14 protein-coding genes are annotated in these 16,004 nt (G+C 61.8%); 11 read left to right on the top strand and 3 right to left on the bottom strand.

Annotated elements, in window-relative coordinates; all coding sequences use genetic code 11:
* Positions 1–68: 68 nt before the first annotated feature.
* From GIW02_RS03195 to GIW02_RS03185, 3 genes are all read right to left on the bottom strand, one after another.
* Positions 69–440, bottom strand: a complete 372-nt coding sequence (locus GIW02_RS03195) for a translation initiation factor Sui1 (protein ID WP_236412118.1) — start codon at positions 438–440, stop codon at positions 69–71.
* 183 nt (positions 441–623) lie between these two features.
* The gene (locus tag GIW02_RS03190) at positions 624–1,160 is read right to left on the bottom strand and encodes an NUDIX hydrolase (protein WP_236412120.1); all 537 of its coding nucleotides are present in this window, start codon (positions 1,158–1,160) and stop codon (positions 624–626) included.
* Positions 1,161–1,162: 2 nt separating this feature from the next.
* Entirely contained in the window at positions 1,163–2,230 is a 1,068-nt protein-coding gene (locus GIW02_RS03185; protein WP_101266088.1) for a DUF2333 family protein, read from the bottom strand.
* 299 nt (positions 2,231–2,529) lie between these two features.
* On the opposite strand from GIW02_RS03185, the gene GIW02_RS03180 reads away from it, so the two are divergent.
* The 11 genes from GIW02_RS03180 (at position 2,530) to purD (ending at position 15,956) form a co-directional block, all read left to right on the top strand.
* Complete coding sequence (locus GIW02_RS03180) at positions 2,530–4,200, top strand: response regulator (protein WP_236412122.1); 1,671 nt, start codon at positions 2,530–2,532, stop codon at positions 4,198–4,200.
* Positions 4,201–4,253: 53 nt separating this feature from the next.
* A complete protein-coding gene (locus GIW02_RS03175) occupies positions 4,254–6,215 on the top strand; it encodes a methyl-accepting chemotaxis protein (RefSeq protein ID WP_236412124.1) in 1,962 nt (653 codons plus the stop codon).
* Between the two features lie 306 nt (positions 6,216–6,521).
* Positions 6,522–6,977, top strand: coding sequence for a type II 3-dehydroquinate dehydratase (aroQ, locus tag GIW02_RS03170; protein ID WP_017136743.1), 456 nt, complete (start codon positions 6,522–6,524; stop codon positions 6,975–6,977).
* Between the two features lie 24 nt (positions 6,978–7,001).
* Positions 7,002–7,463 (top strand): acetyl-CoA carboxylase biotin carboxyl carrier protein, encoded by a 462-nt coding sequence (gene accB, locus GIW02_RS03165; protein ID WP_122718896.1) that lies wholly within the window; start codon positions 7,002–7,004, stop codon positions 7,461–7,463.
* Between the two features lie 17 nt (positions 7,464–7,480).
* Complete coding sequence (gene accC / locus GIW02_RS03160; protein ID WP_122718895.1) at positions 7,481–8,842, top strand: acetyl-CoA carboxylase biotin carboxylase subunit; 1,362 nt, start codon at positions 7,481–7,483, stop codon at positions 8,840–8,842.
* Between the two features lie 277 nt (positions 8,843–9,119).
* Positions 9,120–9,998, top strand: coding sequence for a 50S ribosomal protein L11 methyltransferase (prmA, locus tag GIW02_RS03155; RefSeq protein WP_010213491.1), 879 nt, complete (start codon positions 9,120–9,122; stop codon positions 9,996–9,998).
* A gap of 30 nt (positions 9,999–10,028) precedes the next feature.
* Positions 10,029–11,255: a DUF3426 domain-containing protein gene (locus tag GIW02_RS03150; protein WP_236410556.1), complete on the top strand. Its 1,227-nt coding sequence runs from the start codon at positions 10,029–10,031 to the stop codon at positions 11,253–11,255.
* A 185-nt stretch (positions 11,256–11,440) separates the two neighbouring features.
* Complete coding sequence (gene dusB, locus GIW02_RS03145; RefSeq protein WP_236410555.1) at positions 11,441–12,454, top strand: tRNA dihydrouridine synthase DusB; 1,014 nt, start codon at positions 11,441–11,443, stop codon at positions 12,452–12,454.
* Positions 12,451–12,771 (top strand): DNA-binding transcriptional regulator Fis, encoded by a 321-nt coding sequence (gene fis / locus GIW02_RS03140; protein ID WP_002555375.1) that lies wholly within the window; start codon positions 12,451–12,453, stop codon positions 12,769–12,771. The genes dusB and fis overlap by 4 nt, the downstream gene beginning before the upstream one ends.
* An 81-nt stretch (positions 12,772–12,852) precedes the next feature.
* Positions 12,853–14,460, top strand: coding sequence for a bifunctional phosphoribosylaminoimidazolecarboxamide formyltransferase/IMP cyclohydrolase (gene purH / locus GIW02_RS03135; RefSeq protein ID WP_236410554.1), 1,608 nt, complete (start codon positions 12,853–12,855; stop codon positions 14,458–14,460).
* A gap of 203 nt (positions 14,461–14,663) precedes the next feature.
* A complete protein-coding gene (purD, locus tag GIW02_RS03130) occupies positions 14,664–15,956 on the top strand; it encodes a phosphoribosylamine--glycine ligase (RefSeq protein WP_236410553.1) in 1,293 nt (430 codons plus the stop codon).
* Positions 15,957–16,004: the final 48 nt, after the last annotated feature.

Genomic DNA, 16,004 nt, shown 5'->3' with positions numbered 1-16,004 from the left:
GATTTGCCTGTGAAGGAGGTAGACCCCACTCGCAGGACAGAGTTTAGACACAGGTTGGGAAGAGGCTTTCAGCCGCCGGACTTCTTGGCCTTGTAACCGAGCTTGATCAGCTCGGCCAACAGCAACTCGACGTGCTCGCCCTGGATTTCGATGACCCCGTCTTTCAACGCGCCACCGGTGCCACAGCGCTTTTTCAGCGTGGTGGCCAACTCCTTGAGGGCGTCTTCGGCCAGGGGCACGCCGGTGATAGTGGTCACCGTCTTGCCGCCACGGCCTTTGCTTTCGCGGCGCACGCGGGCAATACCGTCGCCTTGTGGGATCAGGGTCTGTTTGCAGGTACACGAATCCACGGGCTGACGACAGTCCGGGCAGTGTCGACCTGCATCGGTGGAAAATACCAGGCCACCAAGGGCGGCGAAGGATGCGGCTTTTTTGGCCACCGGCAATCCTCTTGGGAGGACAAAGACTGATCGGTCTGCGCCAAGGCGGTTAACCGACCGCGAAGCCCCACTCAGGCAGGGGCAGCGCTACCGGGCCGCCAAGGCGGTCCGGGTGAAAAGTCGCGCAGTGTAACGGCAAAAAGCCGACTTGCTAAGAGCCAAATGGCGCCAATTTATGCAACTTTAGCGACGCGAGGCCAGATAGCGCCGCAAGCCCTCTTGGGCGTCCGGGCAGTAAGGCTTTTGTTCAGCTTCCCGCAGGACACTGTCGATCGGTAAAAAGCGCGCTTCCATGACCTCTTCAGGCTGCAGGCGCAGGGGCCCGTCCCAGGTCGCGGAGTAGGACCGGCACCAGAGCCGGCTGTCGCCATCTTCGAAGTAGAAATGGTCGTGCTCGATCAATTCCACCCCGCCAACGCCCAGCTCTTCTTCCAGCTCACGGGCTGCCGACACGGCATACGACTCCCCCGCTGCAACCATCCCGCCCGCCGCTGTGTCCCAGAAACCGGGGTACATGGCTTTGCTCAGGGTGCGCCGGTGCACACACAGCTCGCCGGCCGAATTGAACAGGAAGATAAACGTGCAACGGCCAATCAGGCCGCGCTGGCGCAGGTCGGACCTGACCAGGTGGCCGAGCAGGGTGTCCTGCTCGTCGACCCAGCAGATCAGTTCGGCATCAGAGGCCGCACGGTGCGCGGCCTCCTTTTGAATCGCGTCCATCATCAACCCTGGTTGAGGAGCTGACGCAAGTCGATCACTGCAGCGTTGGCCCGGGAAATGTAGTTGGCCATCACCAGCGAATGGTTCGCCAGTACGCCGAAGCCGCTGCCGTTCAGAATCATCGGGCTCCAGACGGGCTCCTGCGAGGCTTCCAGCTCACGAATGATCTGGCGCACGCTGACGGTGGCGTTTTTCTTGGCCAGTACGTCGGCAAAATCAACCTCGATGGCACGCAGCAGATGGGACAAGGCCCACGCCTGGCCACGCGCTTCGTAGAACACGTTGTCGATCTGCATCCATGGGGTTTCCACCACTTCTTCATCGACCTGCGGCACTTCACCCGGCGCCAGGGCTTCGGTTTTCAGTGCGGTGTTCAATTTGACCCGACCGACGCTGGCCGACAGGCGTTGCGACAGCGAACCCAGGCGGGTGGCGACGTCACCGAGCCAGTTGTTGAGGTTGTCGGCGCGCGCATAGAACAGCGCGCCGCGCTGGTTCGGGTCGGACAGGCGTGCTTCGTAGCGGCTCAGGGAGTTGATGCCTTCCTGGTACTCCGACTCACTGGACGGCAGCACCCAGCTCTTGTTGTCGAAGTTGAAGCGCGGCTCGGCCTTGGCCAAATCCGCATCTTCGGCCGACTGCGACTGGGAGCGGGCGAAGTCTTTACGCAGGGCGCGGGTCAGGTCACGCACCTGCACCAGCACGCCGTATTCCCAGCTCGGCATGTTGTCCATCCACAGGCCTGGCGGGAAGCGGTCGTTGGAAATGTAGCCGCCCGGCTTGTTCAGCAAGGTGCCGACCACGGTCTTGAGGGTTTCGACGGTGGTGAAACCCACCACCATCTGCTTGCCTTCTTTTTCGGCAGCAATCTGCGCATTTTGCTGGACCGGGAACAGCGCCGGCTCTTCGCTCCAGTACCAACCCAGGGCGCCGGTGACCAACAGGTACAGGCCGAGCACGCTGAGCAAGGCTCGGCTCATCAGCAGTGTACGCAAATAGCTGCGGTTGGCCGACTTGGGCTCAGGGGCGGGGCCTTTGGCACTGCCTGCACGGTTTTTCCAGTCCAGCATGGCGATATCCTTTCAATCACTTGAGTTCATGCACTTGAATTGATGGCGTGCGTTCAAACACTCCGACCACAACCCTACCCCATCGTGCCCACCCATGCGGGGCTTTTCACCAAACTGGCGTAGGCGAGGTTCTCGACTATAAAGGATGCACGCTTTTTACGCTGCGCGACCACCAGGTCAGTAACTGAATATCAGGGGCACGCAGTTTATTGACGTATGACACTCATCCACTTCAAAAGAGGTGCTAGCATAGAGCCATCAGTTCGACCTCAGCATGCACCCTAACTAGTAGTCAGGATATGACCGAGCCAGAAGACCCCAGCCGTGAGCGTCTCAAGCAGCATTTTGCCCAGCGGGTAATTCATCAGGCACGTCAAATTCTTGAGATCTGGCAGCGCCTGCAACGCAGCGAATGGTCTGGCGCCGACCTTTCCGAACTCAGCGAAGCCAACCTGCGCCTGCTGCGTTTTGCCGAGCGCTTCGAACAGCCGGAACACGGCCAGTTGGCGCGGCACATCGGTGAATCGCTGAAGGCGGTGGACGAAAATCGCGGCCGCCTGAGCAGCCAGTTGATCACCGAACTCAATCGTCTGATGCAACGCCTGTCCCGCACCGGCCTGCGCCAGGGTGACCAGCTGGAACAAACATTCCTGCCGCCGATGCGCAAGCCGATCTATGTGATGCTCGCCGATCACGACCGCGCCGAGCGCCTGGCCAAGCAGCTGGAATTCTTTGGCATGAGCGCGCAGTCCCTGGACAGCGTGGCGGCTTTTCATGCGTCGATGGCCGAACGCTTGCCGTCGGCCATTGTGATGGACGTGGATTTCTGCGGCACCGGCCTGGGCCTCAAACTCGCCGCCCAAGCCCAGGAAGGCCTGGAGCAGAAGCTGCCGCTGCTGTTTTTCAGCCTGCATGAAACCGACACCCCAACACGCCTGGCCGCCGTGCGCGCCGGGGGGCAGGAGTTCCTCACCGGAACGCTGGAAGCCTCAAGTTTGCTGGAAAAGATCGAAGTACTGACCTGCGTCGCGCAGTACGAACCTTATAAAGTGCTGATCATCGACGATTCCCGCGCCCAGGCCCTGCACACCGAACGGCTGCTCAACAGCGCCGGCATCGTCACGCGCACCTTGATCGAGCCGATCCAGGCCATGGCCGAGCTGGCGGATTTCCAGCCCGACCTGATCATCCTCGACATGTATATGCCCGCCTGTACCGGCACGGAACTGGCCAAAGTGATCCGCCATAACGACCGATATGTCAGCGTGCCGATCATTTACCTGTCGGCCGAGGACGACCAGGACAAGCAACTGGACGCCATGAGCGAAGGCGGCGACGACTTCCTCACCAAGCCGATCAAGCCACGCCACCTGATCACCACCGTGCGCAACCGCGCGGCGCGGGCGCGTAACCTCAAGGCGCGGATGGTGCGCGACAGCCTGACCGGCCTGTACAACCACACCCACATTCTGCAATTGCTCGAAGACTGCAGCTTCCGCGCACGCCGTGAAAACAAGCCGCTGAGCTTTGCCATGCTGGATATCGACCACTTCAAGCGGGTCAATGACAGCCACGGCCACCCCATGGGCGACCGCGTAATCAAGAGCCTGGCATTGTTTCTCAAGCAGCGTTTGCGCAAGACCGACTTCATCGGGCGCTACGGCGGCGAAGAGTTCGCCATCGTGATGCCCGACACCGACCTGGAGTCGGCCTGCAAGGTGCTAGACGAAATCCGCGGACGCTTCGCCGAAATCCACTACCCGGCCCAGCCGCAGGATCTGTGGTGCACGTTCAGCGCTGGCCTGGTCGAGCTGTGTGACGGTTCCGACAGCCTGATGATGGCGGCCCAGGCCGACGAGGCGCTGTACCGCGCCAAGAACGCCGGACGCAACCGCGTGCAAGCCGCATTGGGATCAAAGCAAAGTGCCACCTTTTCACCGGAATCCACTGATTCCGTCATAACTCTGTAACGCAAACGCAATAACTTCAGGCACTTACCTTTTGCTGTCGGTTGAAACCACGCATGCGCCTGAAGCTGCTGACCAATCTCAATACCCTTCTGCTGGTGGCCGTGTGCCTGGCGCTCGGGGCCACGCTCTGGTGGTCGCAAAAGGCCCTGGAACGCCCTTATCTGTTGATGGAGCGCTACCTGGGCTTGTCCCAGACCTTCCAGAACCAGGCCGCGCGCAATATCGACGACTACCTGGCCAGCGGCGACGCCCTGCGCTTGAGCAGTGCCAGCCAGAGCCAGGAAAGCCTGCTGCAGCATTTGGATGAACTGCCCGCCGACCTCGCGCAGAACCTGCGCCCCAGCCTGGTGGACCTGGACACCTTCAGCAAAACCGACCTGCTGGCGGCCGGCAAATTGGCCGGCGACCCACAAGCCTTGCTGCTGCAAGCCGAGCGTGAACTGGGCGCCAACCTGGATCAACTGAGCCAGTACGCCACCGGCGTTAATACCCCGGAAGCGGCGCGCTACCTGCCGCCGCTGCTGACGGCTTCCCAGCACTTGGGCAGGCTGTCGCTGGCCCGCGACAAACTGGTGAGCAGCGGCCGCGCGGAGCTGGCGGACGATGTGGAGCGCGAAGTCAGCACTATCCGCAGCCAGGCCGACCTGCTGGAGCAACTGCCGCTGCTGGGCGTGAAGGCCAGCGCCGACTCCAGCGCGGATGATTTTTCGGCCTTGATGGGCCTGGAAAACAGCGAAAAGACCGAAGCCCAGGACAGCGGCGTCGACCTCAAGCGCGAACTCAACAGCCTGCTCACCCGCTACCCTGCCGAACTCAAGCGCACCCGCGAGCAGATCCAGCAACGCGCCGACCTGGCCGCCGCCACGCACCTGAAAATCAACGCAGTGCAACAAGCTATCGCCGGGCTGGAACCGGTAGTACGCGCCCAACACGGCAAGATCCAGGGCGAAGTGCGCCTGATGCAAGGGGTGATGATCGGCCTGATTCTGCTGATCGCGCTGCTGATCGACACCCTGCAAAGGAAGCTGGCCCGCGTGCTCACCAACCTCGCACCGGCCCTGTCGACGTGGGCCGAAGGCGACTTCGGCCAGCCGATTGCCCTGGGCAAGACCAACCGCGAATTGCGCGATATCGAAGCCTCTCTCAACCGTTTACGCGCCTATTTGGTCGACCTGGTGGGCACCATTCGCGGGAATGCCGAGGAGGTCGCCGGCAGCAGCCGCGCCTTGGCTGAACTGAGCAGCGGCTTGCACGATGGCGCCGAGCGTCAGGCCGGCGACACCGCGCAGATCCGCGATTCACTCGGCGAACTGGAAGCGACCATCCAGCAAGTGGCCGGCGATGCCAGCCAGGCCGCCAGTGCCAGCCGCAGCGCGGGCCAGGCAGTGGAGCACGGCCAACGCGTAATCGGCCTGAGCCTGACCGGGCTGCACGCCCTGGTGGGCGAAGTGCAGCAAAACGCGCAAATGATCGAAAAACTCGCCGAAGAATCGGCCACCATCGGCGGCGTACTGACAGTGATTCGCGCCATTGCCGACCAGACCAACCTGCTGGCCCTCAACGCAGCAATTGAAGCCGCCCGCGCCGGTGAGGCCGGCAGAGGGTTTGCCGTGGTCGCCGATGAGGTCCGTTCCCTGGCCCAGCGCACCGCCGGTGCCACCGCAGAAATCCAGACCTTGATCGCCGGCCTGCAAAGCGCCGCGCACCAATCGGTGCAAGGCATGCGCGCGCAGGTCGAACACGCCGAAGCCACCGCCCAGCAGGCCCAGGCGGCGGATGGTGCGCTGGATGAAATCGTCGGTGCGATCCAGACCATTTCCGACACTGCGGTGCGCATCGCCGATGTGACGGCCCAGCAAAGTGGCGCCGTGAGTGAAATTCGCGACAACAGCGAGCGGATTCATCAGCTGGGTGAGGATAATCTGCTGCGCATTGGCCAGGGGCGCAGTCAGGGCGAGCACCTGTTGGTGCTGGGCGGGCAGCTCAATACGGCGGTGCAGGCCTTCCGCGTCTGAGCCGACCAATGAACATCCAGAATCCAATGGAGATCAAATGTGGGAGGGGGCTTGCCCCCGATAGCAGGGTGTCAGTCTCACTATCTGTAACTGAACCACCGCTATCGGGAGCAAGCCCCCTCCCACATTTACCCTCCGGTGTTTTCAGAAAAGTGTTGCCAATGACCAGACCGGACAACTTGGTCACATACTTTGCGCTATCCTCGCTAATCGTGCTGCCTACTGCATAGAACTGGACAGTCACAAAGGCTTTGCGGCATAGTCGCCGGGTTCTGACGTACCCACTTCAATAACAAGGAACAGCCGATGGCGACCTTACTGGTTCTTCACGGACCCAACCTGAACCTGCTCGGCACCCGTGAACCGGGCGTCTACGGGGCAGTGACCCTGGAACAGATCAACCTCGATCTGGAACGCCGGGCCCGTGAAGCCGGCCACCATCTGCTCTACCTGCAAAGCAATGCCGAGTACGAATTGATTGATCGCATCCATGCCGCGCGTGGCGAAGGCGTGGACTTTATCCTGATCAATCCCGCCGCTTTTACGCACACGAGTGTTGCATTACGTGACGCGTTGCTGGCGGTGAGCATCCCATTCATCGAAGTGCATTTGTCCAACGTGCACAAACGCGAAGCTTTCCGCCATCACTCCTACTTCTCCGACGTAGCGGTAGGTGTGATCTGCGGCCTTGGCGCCAGCGGTTACCGACTGGCCCTGGAGGCCGCCCTGGAACAACTTGAACAACCGGCCAAGCGCCCCTGACCGACCCTTGGGAGTTGATGATTCATGGATATCCGTAAAGTTAAGAAACTGATCGAGCTGCTGGAAGAGTCCGGCATCGACGAGCTGGAAATCAAGGAAGGCGAAGAATCCGTACGGATCAGCCGCCACAGCAAGACCCCGGCCCAACAGTTCTACGCGCCACAGATGCAAGCACCGGCTCCGGCTGCTGCTCCGGCCGCCGCACCTGCTGCTGCCGCTGCACCTGCCGCGCCAGCTGCTCCAGTGCTGAACGGTTTCGTGGTCAAGTCGCCAATGGTCGGTACTTTCTACCGCACCCCGGCACCGACCTCGCCAGCCTTCGTTGAAGTCGGCGCAACCGTGAAAGTGGGTGACACCATCTGCATCGTTGAAGCGATGAAGATGATGAACCACATCACTGCTGAGAAAGCCGGCGTCATCGAATCCATCCTGGTAGAAAACGGTCAGCCGGTTGAGTACGACCAGCCGCTGTTCACCATCGTTTGAACCGCGGAGCGCCTTCGATGTTGAAACCTGCGAAGAAACTGCAAAAAGTCCTGATCGCCAACCGCGGCGAGATCGCGCTGCGTATCCTGCGCGCCTGTAAGGAAGAGGGCATCAAGACCGTCGCTGTTTACTCGACGGCCGATACCGAATTGATGCACGTGAAACTGGCGGACGAAAGCATCTGCATCGGCCCGCCACTGGCCACGAACTCGTACCTGAAAGTCTCGAACATCATCGCCGCCGCGGAAGTGACCGGCGCTGATGGCATCCACCCGGGCTACGGCTTCCTCGCGGAAAACGCCGACTTCGCCGAACAGGTGGAAAAATCCGGGTTTGCCTTCATTGGCCCTAAAGCCGAAACCATTCGCCTGATGGGCGACAAGGTCTCGGCCAAGGACGCCATGATCGCAGCCGGTGTGCCAACCGTGCCTGGCTCCGACGGCCCACTGCCGGAAGACGAGGCAACCGCCCTGCGCATTGGTCGTGAAGTCGGTTACCCGGTGATCATCAAGGCCGCCGGTGGCGGTGGTGGTCGCGGCATGCGCGTGGTGCACAAGGAAGAAGACCTGATCGAAGCCGCCAAGCAGACCCGCTCCGAAGCGGGCGCCTGGTTCGGCAACCCGATGGTCTACCTGGAAAAGTACCTGACCAACCCACGTCACGTGGAAGTGCAGGTATTGTCCGACGGCCAGGGCCACGCCATCCACCTGGGCGACCGCGATTGCTCGCTGCAACGCCGTCACCAGAAGGTGTTGGAAGAAGCCCCGGCACCGGGCCTGGATGAAACCGCGCGTCAGGAAGTACTGGCTCGCTGCGTCAAGGCGTGCATCGACATCAACTACCGTGGCGCGGGTACTTTCGAGTTCCTCTACGAGAACGGTCGTTTCTACTTCATCGAGATGAACACTCGTGTGCAGGTAGAGCACCCGGTTTCGGAGATGGTCACCGGTATCGACATCGTCAAGGAGATGCTCAGCATCGCCGCCGGCAACGTGCTGTCCTTCACCCAGGACGACGTGAAGCTTCACGGCCACTCGCTTGAGTGCCGGATCAACGCCGAAGACCCGAAAACCTTTATCCCAAGCCCTGGCCTGGTCAAGCATTTCCACGCGCCCGGCGGCAACGGCGTACGTGTGGATTCGCACCTGTACAGCGGCTACAAGGTTCCGTCCAACTACGACTCGCTGATCGGCAAGCTGATCACCTGGGGCGCCACCCGCGACGAGGCCATGGCCCGTATGCGCAACGCCCTGGACGAAATCGTGGTAGACGGCATTAAGACCAACATCCCGCTGCATCGGGACCTGGTTCGTGATGAAGGCTTCTGCGAAGGTGGTGTGAACATTCACTACCTGGAACACAAGCTGGCCAACCAGTAAGTGCTCCACCCAACAAAGCCGCCTTAGGGCGGCTTTGTTGTTTGTGGGCCCTCTATTTTGAAGAGGTACACAGTGCAAATGTGGGAGGGGGCTTGCTCCCGATAGCGGTGGATCAGTTACAGATGATGAGGCTGACACACTGCTATCGGGAGCAAGCCCCCTCCCACATTTGATCCGTGTTCAGTCAGTACAGTCGTCTTCTGCGGTGCGCTCGCGTAAACTTGCGCGCTTTCGCGACCCACCCGTCGCACATTCAATTTTTTCAAAGGTGCCCGCCATGCCTTGGCTGCAAGTCCGTCTCGCCATCAGCCCAGAACAAGCCGAAACCTACGAAGACGCTTTCCTCGAAGTCGGCGCGGTATCGGTAACGTTCATGGACGCCGAAGACCAACCGATCTTCGAGCCAGAACTCAACACCACCCCACTGTGGTCCCACACCCACCTGCTGGCCCTGTTCGAAGACGGCACCGATGCCGCCGCCGTGCTGGCCCATATGGAACTGCTCACCGGCGGCCCGCTGCCCGAGCATCACAGCGAAGTGATCGAAGACCAGGACTGGGAGCGCAGCTGGATGGATAACTTCCAGCCGATGCGTTTCGGCCAGCGCCTGTGGATCGTGCCGAGCTGGCACGCAGCCCCCGAGCCGGATGCCGTCAACCTGCTGCTGGACCCGGGCCTGGCGTTCGGCACCGGCACCCACCCCACCACCGCGCTGTGCCTGGAATGGCTGGACGGCCAGGACCTGACCGACAGCCACGTGCTGGACTTCGGTTGCGGCTCGGGGATCCTCGCAATTGCCGCCCTGCTGCTGGGCGCCAAGGAAGCCGTGGGTACCGACATCGACGTGCAGGCCCTGGAGGCCTCCCGCGATAACGCCGGGCGCAACAACATTCCTGAAGGCAAATTCCCGCTCTACCTGCCGGAGCAATTGCCCCAGGTGCAGGCCGATGTGCTGGTGGCCAACATCCTCGCCGGGCCGCTGGTGTCCCTGGCGCCGCAGCTGTCGAGCCTGGTCAAGCCGGGCGGCCGTCTGGCGCTGTCGGGTATCCTCGCCGAACAGGGCGAAGACGTGGCTGCTGCTTATGCCAAGGATTTCGAGCTGGACCCGATCGCCAACCGTGACGGCTGGGTGCGCATCAGCGGGCGTCGGCGCTAGAATGAGCGCTTGCCTGAATCGGATAGCCGCATGAGCGACAGTTTCGTCACCCAGTGCCCACATTGCCAAGTGCGCTTTCGCGTCAGCCACGCTCAATTGAACGTGGCCCGCGGCGTGGTGCGCTGCGGCTCGTGCCTGCAAGTGTTCAACGCGGTGCGCCAGTTGCTCGAGCAGCGGGCCCAGGCCACCGCGTCAGAACCTGAGCAGGCGGCCATTGCCGAGCCGATCCCCGAGGCACCGCGCGCAATCAGCCAGAAACAGTGGACCGCCGAAGAGCTGGACCTGGACAACCTGGACCTGGACGAAGAACTCGCCAAACTGGAACGCCGCGAAATTCAGCACACCCAACCGCTGACCTCCGAGCGTCGCCAGGCAAACGCCGACCGCCGGCAAAAAGACGACGCCCTCAGTGCCAGCCGCGATACCGTCAAGGCCGAGGAAGAAAAATGGGCGGCCAGCCTGTTCAGCGAACCACCGCAAGAGCGCGGCCAACTCACTGACGACGAGCCCGAGCCGACGCAGCCGCGCACCGAACCGTCCATGTCATTCCACGCGGACGATATCGATGACGAACCGCCGCTGCGCTCAACCGTGGATGACGACGATCAAGACCCACCGTTCACGCCGCTGACCCACGCCGTAGAAGCCCCGGAACCCGAGGAACGCGCGCAGCCCCGCCGCAAGCGCCCCCGCGCCGAGGCCAGTGCTCACGACGACATGCTCCAGGACCTGGAAGATGACCCGCTGCACCTCTACGCGCAGAAACGCCCCGCTGGCTGGGGCCGTCGCCTGATCTGGATCGTGCTGGTACTGATCGCCGCCGCCGGCCTCGCCGGCCAGTACATCGCCTACCAGTTCGACGACCTCGCCCGCCAGGATGCCTATCGCCCGTGGTTCCAGGAACTGTGCCCCACCTTGGGCTGCACCGTGCCGTCGCGGGTCGATATCGCCCATATCAAGAGCAGCAACCTGGTGGTACGCAGCCACCCGGAATTTGCCGGCGCGCTGGTGGTGGATGCAATCATCTACAACCGCGCCACCTTCTCCCAGCCCTTCCCGCTGCTGGAGCTGCGTTTTGCCGATTTGAACGGCGGCCTGATCGCCAGTCGTCGCTTCAAGCCCGCCGAATACCTCAGCGGTGAACTGGCCGGCGTAAGCGAAATGCCCTCGCAGACCCCGATCCATATCTCCCTGGATATTCTCGACCCCGGCAATAAAGCCGTGAATTACAGCCTGAGCTTTCACTCGCCCGAGTGAATCGGTTCATACCTTGAGGCTTGACGTCGGTTTCTTGACTTCGCCCCACGCAACCAAACCGGCAGCGATAAAGAAATAACTGTTCAGATTTTATCCAATTCAGCCTTTATCCAGTCATCGAGAGCGGGTATCATGCCAACCCTTTTTCGAACTCTAATGATCCGGCCCCACAACAGGGAAGTCCTATGTCGGCGGTACGCATCGGCCCATACACATTGCAGAACGGCTTGATTCTCGCCCCTATGGCGGGCGTCACCGACCAGCCCTTTCGTCAGCTGTGCAAGCGCTTGGGCGCGGGTCTAGTAGTCTCGGAAATGGTCACCAGCGACATGAGCTTGTGGAACACCCGCAAATCGCGGATGCGCATGATCCACGAAGGTGATCCCGAGCCCCGCTCGGTACAGATCGCCGGCGGTGATGCGCAGATGCTCGCGGATGCGGCCCGGGCCAACGTGGAGTTGGGCGCACAGATCATCGACATCAACATGGGCTGCCCGGCCAAGAAGGTCTGCAACAAGGCCGCCGGTTCTGCGCTGTTGAAAGATGAGCAGTTGGTTGCCGAGATCCTGCAGGCCGTTGTCGCCGCAGTGGATGTGCCGGTCACCCTGAAGATTCGTACCGGCTGGGACCGGGACAACAAGAACGGCCTGACGGTGGCGAAGATCGCCGAACAGGCAGGCATTACAGCGCTGGCGGTGCATGGCCGTACCCGCGCCGATCTGTACACCGGTGAAGCCGAGTACGACACCATCGCCGCGATCAAGCAGGCGGTGTCGATGCCGGTGTTTGCCAATGGCGACATCGATTCAGCCGAGAAAGCCCGGCGCGTGCTGCACGCCACCGGTGCCGATGGCTTGTTGATTGGCCGCGCGGCCCAGGGGCGGCCGTGGATTTTTCGTGAGATCGACCACTTTCTGCGTACCGGCGAAGTCTTGCCGGCACCGGAGTTGGTCGAAGTGGAACGTATTCTGCTTGAGCATCTGGCTGCACTTCACACCTTCTATGGGGACGTGATGGGCGTGCGCATTGCTCGCAAGCATGTGGGTTGGTATCTCGCAACCCTGCCGGGCGCCAGGGAGTTTCGCGCCGGGTTCAATCGTTTGGATGAAACGCAAGCACAGGTCACCGCCGTTCGTGAGTTTTTTGCCGAACGAGACAAGAGCCTGAGAGCAGGGGACGGAGAAGGGGTGGCCGCATGACGATGATGACCGAGACTTTAGTGAGTGGAACAACACCCGTGAGCGACAACGTCAATTTGAAACAGCACCTCAACACGCCGAGCGAAGAAGGTCAGACCCTTCGCGGCAGTGTCGAGAAGGCGCTGCACAATTATTTCGCCCACCTTGAGGGCGCTTCCGTCACGGACGTGTACAACCTGGTGCTCTCCGAAGTCGAGGCGCCCTTGCTCGAAAGCGTGATGAACTACGTCAAGGGCAACCAGACCAAAGCCAGTGAGCTGCTGGGCCTCAACCGTGGCACCTTGCGCAAAAAGCTCAAGCAGTACGATTTGCTGTAAGCATTCAATCAAACCAGAAAGGCGCCCGCGTAAAACCGGTCGCCTTTTTTGCTGACTCCTTTGCTTTTGATGGAAATTGAAATGACCGACCAGACTACCCGCCTGCCGATCCGCCGCGCCTTGATCAGCGTCTCCGACAAGACCGGGATCCTCGAATTTGCCCGGGAGCTGGAAGCCCTGGGCGTGGAAATCCTCTCCACGGGCGGGACCTTCAAACTGCTGCAGGACAACGGCGTGGCCGCAGTGGAAGTGGCGGACTACACTGGTTTCGCAGAAATGATGGACGGTCGGGTCAAGACCCTGCACCCGAAAATCCACGGCGGCATCCTCGGCCGTCGCGGTATCGACGACGCCATCATGAGCGAGCACGGCATCAAGCCGATCGACCTGGTGGCTGTTAACCTCTACCCGTTCGAAGCGACCATCAACAAGCCAGGCTGCGACCTGCCGACCGCCATCGAGAACATCGATATCGGCGGCCCGACCATGGTTCGTTCCGCTGCCAAGAACCATAAAGACGTGGCCATCGTGGTCAACGCCAGCGACTACGCCCAGGTGCTCGAAAGCCTGAAAGCCGGTGGCCTGACCTACGCCCAGCGTTTCGACCTGATGCTCAAGGCGTTCGAACACACCGCCGCCTACGACGGCATGATCGCCAACTACATGGGCACCGTGAACCAGGCGGCTGAAACCCTCAGCACCGAAGGCCGCAGCCAGTTCCCGCGCACCTTCAACAGCCAGTTCATCAAGGCCCAGGAAATGCGCTACGGCGAGAACCCGCACCAGAGCGCGGCGTTCTACGTGGAAGCCAAACCGGCCGAAGTCGGCATCGCCACCGCGACCCAGCTGCAAGGCAAAGAGCTGTCCTACAACAACGTGGCCGACACCGACGCCGCGCTGGAATGCGTGAAGAGCTTCGTCAAGCCAGCCTGCGTGATCGTCAAGCACGCCAACCCGTGCGGCGTGGCGGTGAGCCCGGACGCTGAAGGCGGCATCCGCCAGGCCTACGAACTGGCCTACGCCACCGACACCGAATCCGCGTTCGGCGGCATCATCGCCTTCAACCGTGAACTGGACGCCGAGACCGCCAAGGCCATCGTCGAGCGTCAGTTCGTTGAAGTGATCATCGCCCCGAGCGTGAGCGAAGAAGCCCGCGCCATCGTGGCCGCCAAAGCCAACGTGCGCCTGCTGGCCTGCGGCGAGTGGTCGGCTGAGCGTGCCGCTGCCTGGGACTACAAGCGCGTCAACGGCGGCTTGCTGGTACAGAGCCGCGACATCGGCATGATCGGCAGCGAAGACCTGAAGGTCGTGACCAAGCGCGCCCCGACCGAGCAAGAAATCAACGACCTGATCTTCGCCTGGAAAGTGGCCAAGTACGTTAAGTCCAACGCCATCGTCTACGCCAAGAACCGCCAGACCATCGGTGTCGGCGCCGGCCAGATGAGCCGCGTGAACTCGGCGCGTATCGCTGCGATCAAGGCCGAGCACGCCGGTTTGCAGGTCGTGGGTTCAGTGATGGCGTCTGATGCGTTCTTCCCGTTCCGTGATGGCCTGGACAACGCCGCGAAAGCCGGTGTTACCGCGGTGATCCAGCCGGGCGGCTCGATGCGTGATGCTGAAGTGATCGCCGCCGCTGATGAAGCCGGCATCGCGATGGTCTTCACCGGCATGCGTCACTTCCGTCACTGATCCAAATGTGGAAGGGGGCTTCTTGTGGCGAGCGGGCTTGCCCGCGTTGGGCTGCGCAGCAGCCCCCCTCAAGAAGCACAGGGTTTATCAGTCAGCCCGCGGTGCTTGGTGTTGGGGCCGCTTCGCAGCCCGACGCGGGCAAGCCCGCTCGCCACACGAGTCCGGCGCCACGTTAGCGCCTTACAGAATTCGAGGTTTTTGAAATGAATGTTTTGATCATTGGCAGCGGTGGCCGTGAACACGCCCTGGCCTGGAAAGTTGCCCAGGACCCTCGCGTCCAGAAAGTATTCGTAGCCCCCGGCAACGCCGGCACCGCCATTGAAGCCAAGTGCGAGAACGTCGCCATCGACGTGCTGGCCCTTGAGCAACTGGCAGACTTTGCTGAAAAGAATGTCTCCCTGACCATCGTCGGCCCGGAAGTACCGTTGGTTGCTGGCGTCGTGGACCTGTTCCGCAGCCGTGGCCTGGACTGCTTCGGCCCTACCGCTGGCGCTGCCCAGCTGGAAGGTTCGAAAGCCTTCACCAAGGATTTCCTGGCGCGCCACAAGATCCCGACGGCCGATTACCAGAACTTCACCGAGATCGAGCCGGCCCTGGCTTATCTGCGTGAAAAAGGCGCGCCGATCGTGATCAAGGCCGATGGCCTGGCCGCCGGTAAGGGCGTGATCGTGGCGATGACGCTGCAGGAAGCCGAAGACGCGGTGCGCGACATGCTCGCCGGCAACGCATTTGGTGACGCCGGTTCGCGCGTGGTGATCGAGGAGTTCCTCGACGGCGAAGAAGCCAGCTTCATCGTGATGGTCGACGGCAAGAACGTACTGCCGATGGCCACCAGCCAGGATCACAAACGCGTCGGCGACGGCGACAGCGGCCCGAACACCGGTGGCATGGGGGCTTACTCCCCGGCCCCGGTGGTCACCGCTGACGTCCACAAGCGCGTGATGGACCTGGTGATCTGGCCGACCGTGCGCGGCATGGCCGATGAAGGCAACGTGTACACCGGTTTCCTGTACGCGGGCCTGATGATCGACAAAGCCGGCAACCCTAAAGTCATCGAGTTCAACTGCCGCTTCGGCGACCCGGAAACCCAACCGGTGATGCTGCGTCTGCAGTCGAGCCTGGTGCTGCTGGTAGAAGCCGCACTGGCCCAGGCGCTGGACAAGGTCGAAGCGCAGTGGGACCCACGTCCGAGCGTCGGCATCGTGCTGGCGGCCGGTGGCTACCCTGCCGACTACGCCAAGGGCGATGTGATTGAAGGCCTGGACGCGGCGGCTGCGCTGGAAGGCAAAGTGTTCCATGCGGGCACCGCGCTCAAGGATGGCAAAGTTGTAACCGCAGGTGGCCGTGTATTGTGCGCCACCGCGATGGGTGCCAGTGTCGACGCCGCGCAACAACAGGCGTACAAACTGGCCGCGAAAATCGACTGGAAAGGCTGCTTCTACCGCACCGACATTGGCTATCGCGCCATTGCCCGTGAACGTGGCGAGAGCCAGTAAGCAGCACGACAGACGCTATCCGTTCGGTTAGGCAAGGGCCTCTGGCCC

The organism is Pseudomonas syringae (assembly GCF_021606685.1).
Classification (GTDB): domain Bacteria; phylum Pseudomonadota; class Gammaproteobacteria; order Pseudomonadales; family Pseudomonadaceae; genus Aquipseudomonas; species Aquipseudomonas syringae_R.
Note: the sequence above shows the minus strand (reverse complement) of the source record. Positions and strands in the feature narration are given on the sequence as shown.